Raw genomic sequence first — 18,707 nt, forward strand, 5'->3', positions numbered from 1 at the left:
ACTCCCCTTGCGGGAGTATGGATTGAAACAAATAAATAAACTGTTTGACAAAGTAAAACAACAGTTACTCCCCTTGCGGGAGTATGGATTGAAACCTTAATAGGCGCACCATAGCATGCAATGTGAGTCGGGTTACTCCCCTTGCGGGAGTATGGATTGAAACATCTTCGAAACTGTAGCGGTTGGCACCCAACACAACGTTACTCCCCTTGCGGGAGTATGGATTGAAACCATAATGGATTGTTTTCTACAAAGGGATGCTCCGTTACTCCCCTTGCGGGAGTATGGATTGAAACTGCATACCGGGGATGACCCCATTCAGGATTTCGTCAAAGTTACTCCCCTTGCGGGAGTAAGGATTGAAACGCAAATGAAGTTGCGGATCGTTTCGATGTGGATGCTGGTTACTCCCCTTGCGGGAGTATGGATTGAAACAACCAGCGCAGATCTGATTCTTCGCGGCGATCCGCGTGTTACTCCCTTTGCGGGAGCATGGATTGAAACTTGTGCTCCAATCGTGCAAGTAAGCCTTCTTGAATCCCCGTTACTCCCCTTACGGGAGTATGGATTGAAACTTTCTGGATGAACAGTCATTTTATAACGCTGGGGTTACTCCCCCTGAGAGAGTTAGCAATTGTGCGACAAGTCAGGCTATGTAGAGTTATTCCTCGCATGGGCTGGCTGACTACTGTTATCAGTTACGAAGCGAAGAGTCCAGACAGGAACTCCTGCGGAGGGTTCCTGCAGAAGCAAGGCTTTCATCTCTTTATGAGGCGAAAGCTTTTTTATCTTGATTTGTCCATTTATAATATCCCACACAAGCTTCCTCAAACAATGTTATTTCGAGCCTGTTTTGCGAATTCAATAGCTCATTTTCTAGTTGAAAGATTTCAGTTGATTTTGACAATCATTATCAATTAATATATAGGGAAGTGATAACCATTATCAGTCAGCAGTGGATTTCAAGTCGTTTAGTTCCTCTGCCTAAGATCTGGTTTCGTCAGATGGGTTGATGGTCGCGAGTCAGCCCGCAGTTAATGCGAAGACATAAAGAAAAGTACAAAAAAGGCGATTACTTAATGAAATTGGGGGAAATGACAGAGATGAAAAAACAGCTTAGCGTAGTAATGCTCACTCTAGTAGTCATGCTAATTATGGCCGCATGTGGCAATTCAAGTGCCGGAAATACGAGCACAGCAAAAGATATAAATAATACAGCATCTGGAAATACAGTAGCAGCTGATGAGACTTCATCAGCAGGGCCTATTACAATTAAACATAACAAAGGTGAGACGATACTGGAGAAACCGGCACAACGTGTGGTTGTGCTGGAATGGATTTTTGCAGAGAACCTTATTGCGTTAGGTGTGCAACCTGTTGGAAATGCCGATAATGCAGAATATACGAAATGGGTCACTGCGGATGCGGCATTAGCTCCTGATGTTCAGGATGTTGGCTTGCGCTGGGAGCCCAATTTGGAGACGATTGCAGCTTTAAAGCCTGACTTAATTATTTCGAATACGGACAATAATGCTGCGATTTATGACCAGTTAAATGCGATCGCTCCAACGATTGAATTTGACCCTTATCCGAATGAGGGCGATGCCTATACCGAGATGGAAAATATCTTTAACAAGACCGCCCTTGCCGTAGGCAAGACTGCCGAAGCGGAAAAGGTGTGGGCAGACCTTGATCAGTATTATGCCGAAGCTAAGGAAAAGCTTGCTGCTGCAGGCAAAGCGGACTTGAATTATGTCATTGCCCAAGCATTCAGCAGTCAGGAGGCCGCAACTGTGCGTTTGTTTACCGACACATCTACGGTGTCTCAAACCTTAGATCGCATTGGACTTAAAAACGATTGGAAATCGGAAAAATTCGAAAAATACGGATTTACGGATTCAACGATTGAAGCGCTGCCTTCAGTAACAGACTCGAATTTTATTTATATCGTGCAGGACGATGATAATGTGTTTGGTGAACCGGTCAAAGATAACGCGGTTTGGAACGGGCTGAATTTCGTAAAAGAGAAACGGACTTACCAGATTGATGGAAGCACCTGGACTTTTGGCGGACCCCTCTCATCCAAAGCACTTGTAGAACGTGTTGTTGATTCTTTAACGAAATAATGGTGCACATGGATGAATGAGATGATGAATGAGAAAAAAATATTTCACGACCACATCGCCTGGAAAATCATCGGCGTATTCGGGGGCGGCATCGCCGCCCTTTTTATTCTATTTTTTGTTAGCTTATGTTTTGGAGAAGCAGAAATTGCTGTAAAGTCTGTCGTTGATGCGTTACTCCATCGGCAAGATGTGCCTAATCACAACATGATCTGGGATTTGCGAATCCCTAGAACTGTACTTGGTTTTTTGACCGGGGCAGGGCTGGCTGTGGCAGGTACGTTGCTGCAGACGATTACAAAGAACCCGCTTGCATCTACAGATACGCTTGGTATTAATTCTGGAGCTTATTTTGTAGTTGTGCTGGGAACGGCATTTTTCCCTTCCGTGCTTTCGTCTTCACCTCTCCTGTTTGCGGCGGCAGGTGGCATGTTAGCTGCTTCCATCGCTTATGTTCTCGGTGGGGGCAGAAAAGCGACTCCGATCCGTCTAGTGTTGGCAGGCATGATTGTTTCATTGGTCATTGAGTCGGTTACAAGAGCCATACATATTTTCAAAGCGACGGAAACACAGAATTTGTTTTTATGGGGCGCTGGCAGTTTAGTGCAGATGGATATGGATGGCGTTTATTATGTATGGCCATGGGTAGCAGGTATTTTGCTTGTGGCATCCGTGTTTGGCAGATTCTTTGATGTGCTTGATTTGGATGAAGCGACAGCGCGTTCGTTAGGTCATAAGGTGGATCTGACGAGATTTATAGGTCTTGCCCTGGCAGTGCTTGTTGCCGCTGTTGTTGTAAGTGTGGTCGGCCCGATTGGTTTTGTTGGTTTGGTTGCTCCGCATTTGGTTCGATTGGTCGGATTTCGGAAACATAGCTGGCTGCTTCCAGGCGCGGCTTTGTGGGGAGCGGTTTTAATTACAACAGCGGATGTATTATCCCGGGTTGTCAAAAGCAGCGTCGGGGAGATGCCTATTGGAGCGGTAATGGCGCTGATCGGAGCCCCGTGCTTAGTCTGGCTTGTGTTAAAAAAGATGAAAGGGGTAAGCGGTTCCGGAGGGCAGCATTCACTAGGGGCAGGCGTAAGGCCGATAAAAATAGGGTTCCCACCTCTGGTTGCTCTATCGTTCGTTCTTGTCATTGGTTTGATTTTAATCAGCATGACGATGGGAGGCACAACGATTCCGCTCGGACAATTGTTCCGCGGCCTCTTTGGAGCAGATGATGCGTCTTCTTACTCTGTGCTCTTGAATTTACGATTGCCTCGGACGTTCGTGGCTGCCGGAGCAGGCATAGCTTTGGCTGTAAGTGGAGTGCTTATCCAGGCTGCGGTACGAAATCCGCTGGCTGATACATCGATTGTTGGCATCACCTCGGGGGCAGGCTTCGGAGCCATGCTTATTTTAATTGCTTGGCCGCAAGTACCTATCCACTTCATGCCTGTAGCCGCTATAGCAGGAGGATTGGCTGCTGCTGCGATTGTCTTCATTTTCGCTTGGCATAAAGGACTGAATCCTTCTGTGCTGATTTTGCTCGGCATCGCGGTATCTGCTTTTGGATCTGCGGGCATTCAGGCTTTGATTATCCGGGGTTCGTTATGGGGCAGCTCAGGTTACATATGGTTAACGGGTTCTACGTATGCCCGCACATGGGAGCATGTCAAGCTGATCTCTGTGTTTTTAATTATATTGCTGCCCATTGCGTGGTACCTCGGCCGTAGATTTGATCTGCTTGCGTTTGGTGATGAGAGTGCTACCGGGATGGGCTTGTCGGTTCGCAACACGAGGTTGGCCGCTATGGTTGTTGGCGTTCTGCTGGCGGCGGGGGCTGTAGCAGTAGTCGGAACGGTCGGTTTCCTTGGCTTGATTGTTCCGCATGCGGTGCGAATGATTGTAGGTCATAATACGCGGAAGTCCATCATCCTGTCCAGTTTGTTCGGGGCTTTGTTGTTAGTCTTGACGGATACGATCGGACGAACGGTGCTCGCTCCAGTCGAGTTGCCATCTGGCATGTTAATAGCGTTGATCGGGGCACCTTATTTCTTGTTTTTAATGTTCAGATCCTTTAATCTGAAATCATGATGGATGGAAACTTGGGCCTATGTGAAAGAAATTCACATGTAAGACTTATGATGTAAAATGAGGACATATGAGGGCATGTTCCGAGGTGAGGATGGCTGGTGCGAACCCCAAGCGCACATGAATTTCCCGGGAGATTCGCACCACCAGGTTTTATACGGTTTTTCACGGTTTTAGCTTAAAATGGCTCTATGTAAAATCATACGGAATTCGAGGTTCGCACTTTTGGGCCCCTGAAGCCTTGTGGGACAAGGGCTGAAAACGCCCGCTGTTACTCCCCCTGCGGGAGTATGGATTGAAATTCGTCGGCATGGAAAAATTTTTTGGACAGTACTACGTTACTCCCCCTGCGGGAGTATGGATTGAAATCCACCAAAGCCGTCGGATATTGTGGGTAACTACTACGTTACTCCCCCTGCGGGAGTATGGATTGAAATAAGCCGGTGCGGCACCGGATGCAGCTCCTGGTGAATCATGTTACTCCCCCTGCGGGAGTATGGATTGAAATTGATTGATCGAAGCTGGCGTAAGATTGTGCAGATTGTTACTCCCCCTGCGGGAGTATGGATTGAAATCACTCGTGAAGGTGCATATAAAATAATCAAAACAGTTACTCCCCCTGCGGGAGTATGGATTGAAATACCGAGGCCCTTGGAGTGCACAACGGCGCGTCCGTGTAACTTCCCACACAAGACGCAGAAAAAAAATACGCTTGTGCTGCAAGCACAGAGTAAGTATAATAATGTAAATTTAACGTCCGTGAACGGGAGAGTAGTCGTATAAGTCCCATTGCAGCGAACCGGGGTGGTGGGAGCCGGTATGAGGCATATGGTGAAGCGCACCCTGGAGACGGCAGGTCCAATACGGGAGACCGTAGGCAGGCCTGTCCGGCCGACTGCCGTTATCAGTTGCGAGGGGGAGAGCCGTAATAACGGTTCTGCACGAAGAGTGGTACCGCGGAAGCGCAGCTTTCGTCTCTTTATGAGGCGAAGGCTTTTTGTTTTTCTTAGATATACTAGGCAAGAAAACAACCTCCCAGGTTGTTGTACGAAAAAACGTACAAATGAGAGTCCGAGCGAGCCCGTCTAAACACCGTCCGGGTTCTGTGAATGTACGTCGATAGACATTTTCCCTAACTCCAGAAAAAAAGGATGTGTACGCCCATGATTATGAACATTGCTGCCCGCGTGCTGAGCGGGCCTACAGGTTTATCCGAGCAGGAGCTGCTGCAACTGTTGGAGCAGCCCCCGAATCCCGAGTGGGGGGATGCGGCTCTGCCTTGTTTTGTGTTTGCCAAATCACGCCGCATGGCACCACAAAATGCAGCGGCCGAGATTGCCGAGGAACTTGCTCAGGTGCATGGTGTACAGGCGGAAGCAGCCGGACCTTATGTGAACCTGAAGCTTGATCCGGCTGTGTACGCCCCCGCGCTGCTGGAACAGATCGGTGCCGAAGATTTTGGCAGACTCAACCTCGGACAGGGCAAGCGGTTAGTCATCGATATGTCTTCCCCTAACATCGCCAAGCCCTTTGGAATCGGCCATCTGCGCTCCACTGTGATTGGCGCTGCCTTATACCGCCTGCTGGCCGAAACGGGTTATGAGACGGTAAGTGTCAATCATTTGGGCGATTGGGGGACACAGTTTGGCAAACAAATCACCGCCTACAAGCGGTGGGGCAAGGATGAGGAGCTGGCCGGTGACCCGATCGGCGAATCGCTGAAGTTATATGTCCGCTTCCACGAGGAAGCGGAGCAGGATGCTTCGCTTGAGACGGAGGCGCGTGACTGGTTCCGCAGGCTGGAGGAGGGAGATCCCGAGGCGCAGCGGCTGTGGCGTTATTTTGTGGACATTAGCATGCAGGAATTCAACCGGATGTACAAGCGGCTGGGCGTCACCTTTGACCATGCGCTGGGTGAAAGCTTTTATAACGATAAAATGAAGCCAGTCGTCGAAGAGCTGCGTGGCCTGGGTTTGCTGGAAGAAAGCGACGGAGCGATGGTGGTAAGGCTGGATGATCTGGACTTGCCGCCATGCCTTATTCTGAAAACGGACGGCACGACCATCTACCCGACACGGGATTTGGCTACAGCGATTTACCGCAAAAAGGAGATGGACGCCGAACGTCTGTTGTATGTCGTAGGGGCTGAGCAGAAATTGCATTTCCGTCAGGTATTTGCTGTGCTTGGCAAAATGGGAGCCAACTGGGCGTCACAATGCGAGCATGTGCCTTTTGGGCTGATGCGGTTTGAAGGCAAAAAGATGTCCACCCGGCGGGGCAAGGTCGTCATGTTGAATGAGGTGCTGGACGAAGCGGTGTCCCGGGCTTTGGCGGTCATCCAAGACAAGAATCCTGATCTCCCCGACAAACATATGGTCGCTGAGCAGGTAGGGATCGGAGCGGTCATTTTTGGCGATTTGAAAAACAACCGCAGCAACGAGGTCGATTTTTCACTGGAGGATGCGCTACGCTTTGACGGGGAGACCGGACCTTACGTTCAATACACACATGCCCGGATAAAAAGTGTACTGAACCGGTTGCAGGGACAGAAGACAGACGGTGAAGCTGGTCGGAATGCAGAGCCGGATACCGGGCCGCAGCAGCAAATAGCAGAAGGAGACACCAGCCTGCTGGGAGACGCTGGCTGGTCACTGCTCAAACAGCTCAGCCGTTACCGGGAGGCGCTGGAACGTGCGGTGGACCGGCTGGAGCCATCGGTCATGGCCCGTTTTGCCCTGGATACGGCCCAGTCCTTTAACCGGTTTTATCATCATGAAAGAATCGAGGACGGTGGACCTTTGCGGTTGCGGATCACCGAGCTGACGGCAGAGCTGCTGGCACGCTCGCTGTATCTGTTGGGACTTCATGCCCCGAATCAGATGTAAGAACAAGGGGCGCCGATTCATATAAAAAGATGTTTTTTTCCATCTGGTGAAACATTTTCACATCATGGCCCGTCTGAGAGTACAGAAGTTGATTAATTTTGGAGGTGTCGGTTGTGAAAAAACATAAAAACAAAGTGATCGGATTTATTGCCGTTGCTTGCTCGCTCGCGGCAGCGTCTTCCGCATTTGCTTTCAGCGACTTATCTGGTACACAGCAGCAGCAGGTGGATGCTCTCAAGTCTAAAGGTATCGTGAATGGAGTAACGAAGGACAAATTTGTCCCATCCCGCACACTGACCGTAGCCGAAGGAGTACAACTCGCTGTAAAAGCGATGGGATTAGAGGCAAAAGCGGGCGCTGTGGAAGCAACTTACGCCAACATTCCGGCTAATGCATGGTATGCGCAGGCCTTCCGCATCGCTGCCCAGAACGGGCTGCCAGTTTCCGGGGATGTGAACCCTGCCTCGTCCATGACAAGGGAGCAATTTGCGGACATGCTTTATGAAGCGATTAGTGCAACCGGACAGTATCCGGTCATCAAAATGTACATTGAAGTTGCGGATGAGAAGGACTTCGATGCAACCTCTCTTGAGGCTATCCAGTTTCTGCTGCTGACGAAGATTACGAGTCTGGATGAGCAGAGAAATTTCTATCCGGACCGGGAAATTACCCGAATCGAGGCGGCGGAAATGGTGTATAATGCCGTAAAATATGTAGAAGAAATGAAGGCCATTGAACCGGCAGAACCACTGCCTATACCGGAGCAACCAGAGCAGCCGAACCAACCTGAACAACCTGACCAGTCGGATAACGCACAGGATCAGGTGACGATGTCCACCGAACCAGTCAGCAGCACCAAGAACAAAGTCACCTTGACCCGTCATGAAGCCCCGAATCCGGGCTATGGCATCGCTGTAGACCGTGTGGATTATGTCAGCGATTCGGAAGCTGTCATCTATTACAAGCTGACGAGTCCGAAGCCAGGGGAAATGAACATCCAGGTGATTACGGATACGCAGACAAGCGTAGAGCTGGACAGCAAATATGAGAAGGTCAGCATCAAGCCTGCGGATAGCAGCGCAGATACATCTGCTCTTCATTTGCGCCAATAAGACAGGTCTGTTCTGAAATGTAATGGACCATGCTTCATTCATCAGTGTGCCGAAGTGACAAGAAAAGGTCGGGAACAGGAGGAACTTGCTCTTGTTCTCGACCTTTTTTAATACAAAAATCCAAGGCGGGGAGAAAAGCCTACCGACCCAGCCCCCGGAAAAACGTCTCAATGGTGAAGGAGATCAGCTCATCTCTGGATTCCATATCCGGACCATAAAAGCTAAGAAGAAGCGATGTCAGACCGTGCAGCATGCTCCAGATGCTTTGTGCGGTTAACCGCTCATCAGTAATAGTCAGATAACCTTCATCAACTGCTTTTCTGATACCGACCCCCAGCATTTCAAATCCTTTGGAGCGGTCATTTTCAATGATCGCAATGGAGCTTGCCCCCTCCAGATTGGTGGTGAACAGGATGTTGTAGTATCCCGGATGCTCAAGTCCGAAAAGGATGTACGACTTGCATACGGTTTTCAGCACATCCATGGCATGTAATCCCTCTGCCCTGGCTTCCTGCTCTCGCTGCTGAAGGGCCTGCAGGAACAAGGCATAACCTTCCTCGAGCAGTTCACGGACGACAGCTTCCTTATTTTCGAAATAGTGATAAATAGTGGTCGGTGAGTATTCAATCCGGTCCGCAATCTTGCGCATGGATACTTCCCCATAACCATGACTTAGAAAAAGATCACGAGCGGCCTCGATAATTTTACGGCGGATTTCATGGCTTTCACGTTCGCGGCGTTTGATATGCTTCATAAGTAGTTTGTTTTACCCTTTCTGCCTGCCCCAACTTGGCGGCGATGCGATCAGCTTCCATTATACCCGAGCTGATTGCTCCTTGAAAACCGCCTCCCGGCTGCGTCCAGGCGCCCACAAGAGACAGACGGTGCAGCGGCGCTGTCCGTTTCAGCCGTTTGATGCCCGACTGGCGGACAGTTTGCGCGAAGCCGTATACGGCACCCGCAGGATTGGCGGTATAACGTTGCATGGTACGGGGAGTTCCTAATTCAGCAACCGCCACTTTACTGGCCAGCCCCGGATAATGCTGCTCCAGCACCTCCAGCATATGGCGTGTGACTTCAGCCTTTTTGGTTCTGTATGCGGCACGGTCAGCAGGCCAATTCTCCATATTATCCGGGAAGGTAACGGCAATACAGCCTTTTCCCGGCTCATTAAGCGTAGAGTCCATGGCGTTGTAATTGGTAATGCTCCAGTTGCATTTGGTATATTCACCGCGCATGGCTGCTGCGTAATCCGTTTCAGAGTCTGGCTCATGATACAAAATCAAATCCTCCTGCGTGATGCCAAGCTCATGGGGTTCGCAGGTCAGTCCCAAGTATAGCTGAGTCAGCGAAGTCCCGATTTCAAGCGTGTTCAGCTTCTCCATTTCACGCTTGGCAGCAGGCTCGTGTTGCAGCAGACGGCCGTAAGTTAACAGTGGGCTGATGCCGGACACAATCCAGTTGGCGTCGTACAGCTCCCCTTTTTTCAATTTTACCCCGTTTGCTTTCCCATCTGTGACCACAATTTCCGACACCTCGCTGCGCAGATGCACCTGCCCGCCAGCAGATTGGATGACGTCAACCAGCGCGTTGGACAACGCTTGGCCGCCGCCCTGAATGTAATAGGTGCCCTCAAGATGATAACCGAGCCATGGAATAAAAAAATACAGAGCCGCCAGCCGTTTCGGAGGCAAACCATAATAGGGCCAGAGTGCGGTGAAAAATTCTGTGAATTTATCAGATAGTCCGAATTGTTTTACCGCTTCCCATGCTGTCATTTGCGTCCAGCGGAAGAAGGTGCCTGCCTTCATCAAGCCTGCAGCTTTCCGCCAAGGGGAGAGGGGGGAAGTGAAGGCGGAGAAGCCTGCCGCAAAACGGTGGATGCCTGCAAACAGCCTGTCAATGCCTTTCTGCTCGGCAGGGAACATTTTTTTGAGAAGCTGCACATACGCTTCGGCGTCGGACGGGATATCGATGATTTCCTCTTGCCAGCGGATGGAGTAGGGATGCTTTTTGCGTAAGGGCACGATGCCTTGATCTGCTCCGCATGCCTGCAGCATTTGGCCGAAGCTGCCATTTTCCAGCCCGCCCACACCGTGGAGAGCGACGTCGAAGACATAACCCTTGCGCCGGAATTCTGTTGCATAACCGCCAGCGAGAGTATGACTTTCGAATACTGCCGTCCGGTAGCCGAGCGTGGACAATCTTGCAGCACAGGACAAGCCGCCGAGACCTGCGCCAATGATAATAACATCATATTTACTCATTATTTCCACTCCTTTTTTCGTTAACATAGTTATTTAAATTAACGCTGTTAAGTTAATCGCATTATAGACCATATTTCATGAAAAAAGAAGCCTTTTATTAAAATCAAAACTCAACTTTCGTAGCATGGAATCATCAAATAGACCCTGAGATAACGGAGTAAAACGGAGATATACTGCTGGGGTTGACACTGGATCAAAGCAGACTGGTTTTTGCTAGTTTTCTTGCAAGAAGGAGATTCGACTCCCGCAGAGTCTAGTAGCCAGAGTGAGATAGGTGTCTATAGGGTGCGATGTGTGGCGTCCGGTATTTGGTATTTGGTGTCCGTTGTCTGCTGCCTCCATACAGCCTTGCACGATTATCCCTTTCGTTCAGAATGCAGGGGTTGAGGATTGGGGATCGGGGGGACTAGGGAAGGAAAGAGAAAAGAAATAAGAAAAAAGAAAAAAGAGGCAGCTCAAGTGGAATGTTTGGCTTGAAATAAGAACATATGTTTGGTACAATGAAACAAGAACTTATGTTCGATGATTATGGATTTGGGGGCGAGCAGACATGGAAGTCCAAGCAGAAACGGAACTTCAACCGTTTAGCAGTCGTTATCACAACGAGAAGACCTGCATGGAGGCGCTGATCGCGATGAAGTGGCCGAGCGGCTTCGTCTGCCCGCGTTGCGCCCATACCCGCTGCAGTCGTCTGACTTCCCGTCGCATCCCCTTGTTCGAGTGCGCAAGATGTGCGCACCAAACGTCAGCTTTGGTTGGCACGATGTTTGAACGAACGCATCTCCCCCTGACCAAGTGGTTCCAGGCGCTGGAGTTGTTCCTGCTGCCTGATGGCATCTCGGCAATGCGGCTGAGCCAGGTGATTCAGGTCACCTACAAGACCGCGTGGTTCATGCTCCAACGCATTCGCCATGCCATCGGGGAGTTCGACGCCCGGGAGCTGCTCCGCGGAGACGTGAAAGTGAACAGCGACCTGTATGGGCGTAATCCGTCCCGGCCTCAGTTTCCTCATCCGTATGCTTCGGCAGTCGTTGCCGGGTGCACAGTCACGGAGTCGGGCGAGCCGGAGCAGGTCAAAATCCGCCTGGTCCCGCAGATGAGGGGAGAGGGGAACAGAGCGAATCGTCACGAACTCGCTGCGTTCATCCGTGAACAGGTAGATGTCCGTGCATCGGAGGTACAATCGTTCCCTCAAGCCTATCGACTGTATATGCCCTTGCGGAAAGTGGTGAGAGAGGCGTGGAAATCGCTGAAGCGTACGTATGTAGCCTTGGGCCTGAAGCATCTGCAGGCGTATCTCAACGAGTACACCGGACGCCGCCGACTGCGCTTGACCGAAGGGGAAGAAACGATGTGGCAGAAGTTGCTGTACATGTGTGTGGCGATTCCGGCGATCCCTTACCGCCGACTGATCGCGCGCCAACCGGTTCAGCCTCTTGCGGCTGCGTCCTGATCGCGGGGCTTGAACGAGGAAAGGTGAGCATGATGTGTGTTGCTGGATCGGTGCGGGTCAGCATGAACGCGGACATCGGAACATTCGGGTTCAAGCCGCAACGAGGACCAGAGTCTTTTTATTTTTCCGATGCCTTGCTCCACTCTTTCCGTCTCTCTCGGTCGGTTTCACATCACCTAAACGCTCTGCTTTCTCCTAAGATCGTCTCATGACCTTGAACCGATCTGCTTCTCGATAAGGCACGATCAAAAAAATAATAGACCCATTCGATTATCCTGAATCGCGTAACCAAAGGCACTTTCGTGCTTCATTTGATCTGTTATTTTCTTTAACGTACCTAAAGTATTTTCGGCCGCGGGTCGCTGTTTTTTGCACCTGATCCAACGGGATAATCGTGCAAAGCTCCCGAACAGCGAGTTCATATGCCTTGCCGCGATCCGCTGGCGGCTTGACTGTCAAGCACGGATGATTAGGTTGAACTTAACTTTTGCAGCATGAAATCGGCAAATTTGCATGAAGAGGATTCGAATTCCTCAGAACCCAGTAATAAGAAAAAGCGCCCTTGGAGAGACACGGGAAACCTTAGATCGGTTATATCCATGTCAGGCTCCAAAGAGCGCATTTTTTGCGGGTGATTACGTTAGTTGTTCCGTGCCATGCTGCAGCTTCACGAGTTACGCCTGATTCCCCGGATAAGACACTTTTCCAGAGATACCTGCTGCACCTGCCGTCACGGGAAGCTGCTCTGTGGAAGCTGCAGGTTGTTCTGCAGCTGCCGCAGAGCCTTGCTGAAGCTGGTACATCTGATAATAACGGCCACGAAGCTGCATGAGCTGCTCGTGATTGCCTTTTTCTACAATCTGCCCGCGGTGCAGGACCAGAATCTGATCGGCGCTGCGGATCGTGGAGAGGCGATGGGCGATGATGAAGGTAGTGCGGCCTTTCTTGAGCACCTCCAGCGCGGATTGAATCAGCGCTTCCGTCTCTGTATCAATGTTGGCCGTCGCCTCATCCAGAATGAGAATAGCCGGATCAAACGCCAGGGCGCGGGCAAAGGAAATGAGCTGCCGCTGTCCGGCGGACAGGGTGCTGCCTTTCTCGATGACAGGCTCATCAAAACCCTGCGGCAGGTGAGAGAGCAGATGGTCTGCTCCTACATCGCGCAATGCCTTTTCCACCTGCTCACGGGAAATCCGGCTGTCCCCGAGACTGACGTTGCCCGCAATCGTGCCTGTAAACAGATAAGGGTCCTGCAGCACGATGCCCATATGGCGGCGAATCCACTGCTTCGGCAGCTCCCTGACGTTTTGGCCGTCAATCGTAATCGTTCCCTGCTGCGGATCATAGAAGCGGAACAGCAGGTTGATGATGGAGCTTTTGCCTGAGCCGGTATGGCCGACCAGCGCGACGGTCTGTCCTTGCTTGGCAGAGAAGGAGATATCCTTTAACACGAAATCCTTCTTGTACGCAAACGATACGTTTTTAAATTCAACGTTGCCTTTGTAACGGGGCATATCACCGTCCGTCACCGGCTCTCCCGTTTCATCCATTAGCTGAAAGACACGTCCGGCGGATACAATCGACGTATCCAGTGCGGCAAGCTGGTTGACCATGCCGGTGACAGGCTGGAAGAGTCTGCTTAGCACATCAACAAAAGCGTACAGCACGCCAAGCGAAATGGCAGTAGATCCGGTGATGGAGCCTGCGCCGAAATACCAGAGCACCACGGCAAAGGACAGATTTCTGAGCACATTGACCAGGTTGTGGGAGGTCAGGGCGTTCAGATTCAGCATTTTATTCTGATGCTTCATGTAATCATCGTTCAGATCCTCAAATTCCTGCATCGTCTTTTGCTGACGGCGGAAAATACGGATAATGGACATGCCCTGAATCGACTCGTTAATAATGGCGTTGATTTCGCTCAGGCGTGAACGAATGATCGTATTATAACGGGTTGCCACCTTGCGGTATAAAATGATCCACAGAATGAGGGCAGGAACCAGGAACAAGCAGATCAGCCCAAGCCGGACATCCAGCAGGAAGAGGGCGACATACACCCCGGCAATGGTGACGATGCCTGAACAGAAATTGGACAGTACGGCGACGAACAGATCCTTGACCGCCTCCGTGTCATTGGTTACCCGGGAGACGACCTTGCCTGCAGGCAAATTATCGAAGAAATAGACCGGCAGCCGCTGAATCTGCGCATACAGGTCCAGCCGCAGCCGCTGGATCACCCGGTTGGCTGACGACTGCAGCCAGTAGGTTTTGCCAAATTCCGCAATAATCGAGATGAACAGAAAAACAAAGTACAAGCCGATTAATTGCGTTATGCCGGGCAGCTCCGGCTTGTAAAAGCCGTACAGCTCATCCGAGCTTAATGGTTGCGCCGGATAGGAGGCAGCTTCCCCGCCGCGTGTGATGATCATCATGCCGTCCTGGTAACGGCGAACGCCGCCTGCTTCGGCAACGGGAGCGTCCACAAAGTAGAAGGACGTCCCCGCCTGCAAAATGCGCACTTCGCGCCCTTTGGCTTCCCCGGCAGCAAAGCGGTCCCCGTTTTTAAACAGTTCATTGTTATACTTTGCGGCTCCAGCCGGATCATTCGTTTGATAATAAGGCCGTTCAATGGCCAGCATATGTCCGTCAATCATCTGTTTGGCGATGAAGGGACCGGCCAGCTCGGCGGCCACGCCGATGGCAAGGGCAATCAGCGCTACGATAAAAGTGTATTTGGCTGTCATGGCGTATTGGAACAGCCGTTTGCCAATGTTCGGTTTCAAATCAGCTTACCTCCCCGGAGGAAAGGCCCGATTCCAGCTGCTGCCGCTCATACTGCTGGCGGTACCAGCCGTCCCGCTGCAGCAGCTCGCTGTGCGTGCCCTCCTCGATAATCCTACCCTGCTCCAGCACGACAATCCGGTCCGCATGCTCGACAGCGGAGAGGCGGTGGGTGGAGATCAGGGTCGTTTTGCCGGAGCGCTTGCTCCGGATGTTGTCAATAATGCGAGCTTCCGTCCTGGCGTCCACGGCGGAGAGCGCATCGTCCAGAATCAAAATGTCAGGATCGCCGATGAAGGCGCGGGCAAGGGACACCCGCTGCTTTTGTCCGCCCGACAGGGCAATACCCTTTTCACCAACGATGGTATCAAGACCGTCGGAGAGGGTGCCCAGATCGTTATCGAACGCGGCGGTGCGGATGGCCTCCATAATATCGGCATCCGTTGCGTCCGGTTTGCCGAAGCGGATGTTTTCACGTACGGATTTGGAGAACAGAATCTGCTCCTGCGGCACATAACCGATCCAGCTGTGCAGCCGCTCCGCAGCAATATGCTCAATCGGCGTACCAGAGATCAGAAGGCCGCCGCTGCCTGACGGGTATTCGCGCAGCTGCTGCTTCAGCAGCGTTGACTTGCCGCTGCCGGTACGGCCGACCACGCCCAGGGTTTCCCCGCGCCGCAGGCTGAGATGAATATGCTGCAGATTATCCGTTTGTGAGGTTGGATATCTGAAGGTGACGTCCTTCATCACGATGGACTCGGCAGCCGCGACCGCTTCGGGATGCTCAATATCCCGAACGTCCTGGGGGGAGGACAGCGTCTCATTGACACGATCAAGTGAGGCGCTGCCGCGCTGCATGATGTTGATCAGCTCGCCGATGGCAAACATCGGCCAGATCATCATCCCCAGGTACATATTGAACGATACGAGATCCCCCAGGGTGATTTCATTGCGGAACACAAGGATCATGCCATAACCGAGACCGATCACATAACTTAAACCGACGAAGAGACGAATGGTAGGCTCGAAGAGAGCATCCATACGCGCGACCGCCAAATTTTTGCGATAGACGTCATCCGTAATATCCGCGAACCGTTTTTCATCCAGACGCTCCTGGACATAAGCGCGGATCACCCGAATGCCGGCCACCGATTCCAGCACCTGATCGTTCATGTCACCGAAGGCGTCCTGCGCCAGTGTATAGCGCTGATGCACTGCTTTGCCGTATATGCTCATGGCCAGCGCAATAAAAGGCAGCGGAATGATCGCTGCAAGCGTTAATTTCCAGCTGATCAGAAAGCCCATCGCACCCAGCACGACGGCAAGATATATCGTTGAATCCGTCAGAGTAAGCATGCCGAAGCCCGCCGTGGCCGCAACGGAACGAAGATCGTTCGTGGCGCGGGCCATCAGGTCGCCTGTACGGTTGCGCTCAAAAAATGGCGGCGTCATGCTCAGCAGATGTCGCATAAAGCGGGAGCGGAGCAGCCGTTCCACGAGGTTGGCGCCGCCAAACAGCCTGTGCATCCATATGTAGGTGATGTAGTAAATGAGTACAAGCATCCCCAGGATGTACAGGATCGACCGCAGCAGCGAATTCCAGGTTACGGAGCCGCTCACAATCTGATCAATCGAATCTCCCAGCAGGCGGGGAGGCACAAGCTCCAGGAAACCGACCAGGATCAACATGGCCAGCCCGATGGTGTAGCGTTTCCGTTCCTGATGGAAGAACCAGCCCAAATCTTTTAAAACTGTAAACAAAGTATCCCTTCCTCTCGTAATCAAGACTCGGCCGCAAACTACGAACTGCTGAAGACAGCAAAAAGGACATACCGTCCGCAAACGATATGTCCTGTGTTCGACATCATATGGTATGCGCAGGTAAACTCGGCGGAAAACGCACAAGTCCTGCTGCATTTTCAAACAGGTACGCGGCTATAGCAGGGTCAGAAAGACTGACCGACCGGTATGCGGCAGATGTGGCTCCTCCGGTATGAAGTTGAATATTTGGTTTGCTTAAATACAATTGCTTTATCCAACACCGGAATCACCCTTTCTTGAGCATTGTAAGTAATTTCAAGTTTTGATCTCGTATGGTTGCATCTTACCATCCAGTTTTGCGAAATGTCAAACCTTTTTCAAATTTGCATGTTTCAGCAGGGATTGGGACGGGTTTGGTATTCTTTGGCGGGGATGCTATGATAGGATATGTTTAAGAGGTAGTTCAAAAAGTCATCTTTTGATCACGAAGTAAGTCAGGAAGCGGACTCGACATCGAATCTTGAATTCAGCCGGGCCTGAGCGGATGCTTCCGAAGCATGTTTCCTACGGAAACATTTCAGGTGCTCACGTACCTCACGTACCTCAAGTACGCTCCGCTCCTCAGTCCCTAGCTTCATCCAACTCCAGCGTTTTGAAAAAACGCACTTCGGAAGCATAAGCTTCGGTGCTGAAAACCTGACTTTTTGAACACGCATTGTAGGCTGAAGAATATGCATTTGGTTAAGGAGTTGAGCAGAATCGATGAGTATATATGTATCAGAACCTGCTGCTGAATGGTATAAAAAAGAGCTCGGCTTAAAATCCGGGGATCATGTCCGTTTTTTTGCGCGCTACAGCTCAGGCGGAGGGCTTCATCCCGGCTTTTCGCTCGGTATTTCCGTTGAGCCTCCTCAGCATGCGGCGCTGCGCACGGAATCTGGCGGTGTTGTTTTTTTCATGGAAGAGCAGGATGAATGGTATTTGAAAGGGTATAAAATCGAGGTCAAATACCTGCCAGAGCATGACGATATCATTTATGAGTATAGTCCTGAATAGACAAGCTTAGCTGCAGAGAAATTCAAAACGGCGGAGCTGCGGGCCACAGGCGTATGAAGAACACGCTGGGACCGGCAGTCCGCCGTTTTTATGCGTCATGGTAAATAAATGCCTTCCACGGCAAAATCAAAGTCCTCGATATCATAGACCTGCACCGGTACGGAAGCTTCAACAATACGCTCGATCCAATCCGTCTGGTCGGTCAGAATCGGCAAACTTTCCCGCTGCGCGGTCAACAGAAGCTCGGTTTCAATCGGGTCGAAATATTCTCCGTACTGGGCGTTATCCACCCCGTTAATGATGGTAAAGGCTACGGAATTGCCGAATAAAATGGGCAGGCTTTTGGCCCAGGGCACCTGAAGCGCCCGGTTGATTTTCTTCTTGTTCAGGGGCTCCTCCAGATATTCAATCAGTTCGGCCACTTTCTCTTTTACATGCTTGTCTTCGGCCGGATTGTCCATAAGCGGCTCATCGCTGGAACGAAATTCGTACAATTCCAATAGGGTGGTATAGGGCACAATGTATTCTACCGCTGCCGCCGGAGCCAGCAGTTGGCCGTAAATCGCTACCATGACGGCTTCAGTTACAAACTGTTGGGACATCGGCTTTCCTCCTGCGATGTGCAAATATGCGGTGTTAAATCGAATTGAGTATACCATAATGCTGTCCCAAAAACAGCATGGCAGCAGGCTATTCCTATTTTCAAGGCGTCAAAATGGACAAAAGACTTGCATCTCGGGTGATCTAGGACTTGCCAAGCAAAAGGGAAAGGATGCCGGCAGCGATCAAAGGACCGACCGGTACCCCTTTAAAAAAGGCAACGCCGAGCACAGTTCCGATCAGCAGTCCGTTGACAACGGCAGGCTGGGAGGACATCAGCGTCACTCCGCGCCCTCCCAGATAGGCGACCAGAACGCCAACCCCGATGGCCAGCAGCGATTTCCAGTGCAGGAAGGATGTTAATACCTCCTGCACGGTAATCCGCCCGCTTGCCAAAGGGGTCATAACGCCAATCGTCAGCAGCACGATGCCGACCGTCAGGCCGTATTTCTCCAGCCAGGGGAAGGTTTGATGCAAATTCATCACCCGCAGCAGCAGCAGGACAACCATGGCGATCGTTACGCTTGAGTTGCCGCTGAAAATGCCGAGGCCTGCAAGCACAAGCAGCAGCAGGGCACTGTAATCCATGGTAG

At 51.2% G+C, this 18,707-nt stretch carries 12 protein-coding genes, 2 CRISPR repeat arrays and 1 other annotated feature (1 of these 15 cut by a window edge); of the genes, 6 read left to right on the forward strand and 6 right to left on the reverse strand.

The window, feature by feature from the left end; translation table 11 throughout:
* Positions 1 to 575: a CRISPR direct-repeat array (repeat unit 32 nt; unit sequence GTTACTCCCCTTGCGGGAGTATGGATTGAAAC); it begins 138 nt to the left of the window's first position.
* A 528-nt stretch (positions 576 to 1,103) separates the two neighbouring features.
* The 4 genes from ACE41H_RS00080 to ACE41H_RS00095 all read left to right on the forward strand — a co-directional run bounded on the left by ACE41H_RS00080 (position 1,104) and on the right by ACE41H_RS00095 (position 8,196).
* On the forward strand, positions 1,104 to 2,126 hold the full coding sequence (locus ACE41H_RS00080) for an ABC transporter substrate-binding protein (RefSeq protein WP_375353124.1): 1,023 nt from the start codon (positions 1,104 to 1,106) through the stop codon (positions 2,124 to 2,126).
* Positions 2,127 to 2,150: 24 nt separating this feature from the next.
* Positions 2,151 to 4,202 carry an iron ABC transporter permease gene (locus ACE41H_RS00085; RefSeq protein ID WP_375353125.1) on the forward strand — a complete coding sequence of 684 codons (2,052 nt, stop codon included), beginning with the start codon at positions 2,151 to 2,153 and terminating at the stop codon, positions 4,200 to 4,202.
* 267 nt (positions 4,203 to 4,469) lie between these two features.
* A CRISPR array of direct repeats spans positions 4,470 to 4,840; the repeat unit is 32 nt; unit sequence GTTACTCCCCCTGCGGGAGTATGGATTGAAAT.
* A gap of 109 nt (positions 4,841 to 4,949) precedes the next feature.
* Positions 4,950 to 5,181: a binding site (T-box leader), on the forward strand.
* 181 nt (positions 5,182 to 5,362) lie between these two features.
* Positions 5,363 to 7,084 (forward strand): arginine--tRNA ligase, encoded by a 1,722-nt coding sequence (gene argS, locus ACE41H_RS00090; protein WP_375352381.1) that lies wholly within the window; start codon positions 5,363 to 5,365, stop codon positions 7,082 to 7,084.
* A gap of 113 nt (positions 7,085 to 7,197) precedes the next feature.
* A complete protein-coding gene (locus tag ACE41H_RS00095) occupies positions 7,198 to 8,196 on the forward strand; it encodes a protease complex subunit PrcB family protein (RefSeq protein WP_375352382.1) in 999 nt (332 codons plus the stop codon).
* 139 nt (positions 8,197 to 8,335) lie between these two features.
* Here ACE41H_RS00095 and ACE41H_RS00100 read toward each other — a convergent pair whose 3' ends face one another.
* Positions 8,336 to 8,950, reverse strand: a complete 615-nt coding sequence (locus ACE41H_RS00100) for a TetR/AcrR family transcriptional regulator (RefSeq protein ID WP_375352383.1) — start codon at positions 8,948 to 8,950, stop codon at positions 8,336 to 8,338.
* Positions 8,922 to 10,463 (reverse strand): phytoene desaturase family protein, encoded by a 1,542-nt coding sequence (locus tag ACE41H_RS00105; protein WP_375352384.1) that lies wholly within the window; start codon positions 10,461 to 10,463, stop codon positions 8,922 to 8,924. Before ACE41H_RS00105 ends, ACE41H_RS00100 begins: the two co-directional genes overlap by 29 nt.
* A 550-nt stretch (positions 10,464 to 11,013) precedes the next feature.
* Here ACE41H_RS00105 and ACE41H_RS00110 point away from each other — a divergent pair.
* Positions 11,014 to 11,916, forward strand: a complete 903-nt coding sequence (locus ACE41H_RS00110) for a transposase (protein ID WP_375352386.1) — start codon at positions 11,014 to 11,016, stop codon at positions 11,914 to 11,916.
* Positions 11,917 to 12,590: 674 nt separating this feature from the next.
* Here ACE41H_RS00110 and ACE41H_RS00115 read toward each other — a convergent pair.
* Together ACE41H_RS00115 and ACE41H_RS00120 are read right to left on the reverse strand one after the other, a co-directional pair.
* Positions 12,591 to 14,699, reverse strand: coding sequence for an ABC transporter ATP-binding protein (locus ACE41H_RS00115; RefSeq protein ID WP_375352388.1), 2,109 nt, complete (start codon positions 14,697 to 14,699; stop codon positions 12,591 to 12,593).
* A gap of 1 nt (position 14,700) precedes the next feature.
* Positions 14,701 to 16,458 carry an ABC transporter ATP-binding protein gene (locus ACE41H_RS00120; protein WP_375352390.1) on the reverse strand — a complete coding sequence of 586 codons (1,758 nt, stop codon included), beginning with the start codon at positions 16,456 to 16,458 and terminating at the stop codon, positions 14,701 to 14,703.
* A 762-nt stretch (positions 16,459 to 17,220) separates the two neighbouring features.
* Here ACE41H_RS00120 and ACE41H_RS00125 point away from each other — a divergent pair.
* Complete coding sequence (locus ACE41H_RS00125) at positions 17,221 to 17,514, forward strand: HesB/YadR/YfhF family protein (protein WP_375352392.1); 294 nt, start codon at positions 17,221 to 17,223, stop codon at positions 17,512 to 17,514.
* 95 nt (positions 17,515 to 17,609) lie between these two features.
* On the opposite strand, the gene ACE41H_RS00130 is transcribed toward ACE41H_RS00125, so the two are convergent.
* A complete protein-coding gene (locus ACE41H_RS00130) occupies positions 17,610 to 18,116 on the reverse strand; it encodes an ADP-heptose synthase (RefSeq protein ID WP_375352394.1) in 507 nt (168 codons plus the stop codon).
* 142 nt (positions 18,117 to 18,258) lie between these two features.
* Positions 18,259 to 18,702: a DUF441 domain-containing protein gene (locus ACE41H_RS00135; protein ID WP_375352396.1), complete on the reverse strand. Its 444-nt coding sequence runs from the start codon at positions 18,700 to 18,702 to the stop codon at positions 18,259 to 18,261.
* Positions 18,703 to 18,707: the final 5 nt, after the last annotated feature.

Origin of the sequence: Paenibacillus enshidis, from assembly GCF_042136365.1 — a bacterium.
Classification (GTDB): Bacteria; Bacillota; Bacilli; order Paenibacillales; family Paenibacillaceae; genus Paenibacillus; species Paenibacillus enshidis.

Excerpts from the sequence above, each read along its gene's own strand:
- ACE41H_RS00085 (WP_375353125.1), top strand. The coding sequence starts at position 2,151 with ATGAATGAGAAAAAAATATTTCACGACCACATCGCCTGGAAAATCATC.
- ACE41H_RS00125 (WP_375352392.1), top strand. The coding sequence starts at position 17,221 with ATGAGTATATATGTATCAGAACCTGCTGCTGAATGGTATAAAAAAGAG.
- ACE41H_RS00080 (WP_375353124.1), top strand. The coding sequence starts at position 1,104 with ATGAAAAAACAGCTTAGCGTAGTAATGCTCACTCTAGTAGTCATGCTA.
- ACE41H_RS00110 (WP_375352386.1), top strand. The coding sequence starts at position 11,014 with ATGGAAGTCCAAGCAGAAACGGAACTTCAACCGTTTAGCAGTCGTTAT.
- ACE41H_RS00100 (WP_375352383.1), bottom strand. The coding sequence starts at position 8,950 with ATGAAGCATATCAAACGCCGCGAACGTGAAAGCCATGAAATCCGCCGT.
- argS (WP_375352381.1), top strand. The coding sequence starts at position 5,363 with ATGATTATGAACATTGCTGCCCGCGTGCTGAGCGGGCCTACAGGTTTA.
- ACE41H_RS00105 (WP_375352384.1), bottom strand. The coding sequence starts at position 10,463 with ATGAGTAAATATGATGTTATTATCATTGGCGCAGGTCTCGGCGGCTTG.
- ACE41H_RS00130 (WP_375352394.1), bottom strand. The coding sequence starts at position 18,116 with ATGTCCCAACAGTTTGTAACTGAAGCCGTCATGGTAGCGATTTACGGC.
- ACE41H_RS00135 (WP_375352396.1), bottom strand. The coding sequence starts at position 18,702 with ATGGATTACAGTGCCCTGCTGCTGCTTGTGCTTGCAGGCCTCGGCATT.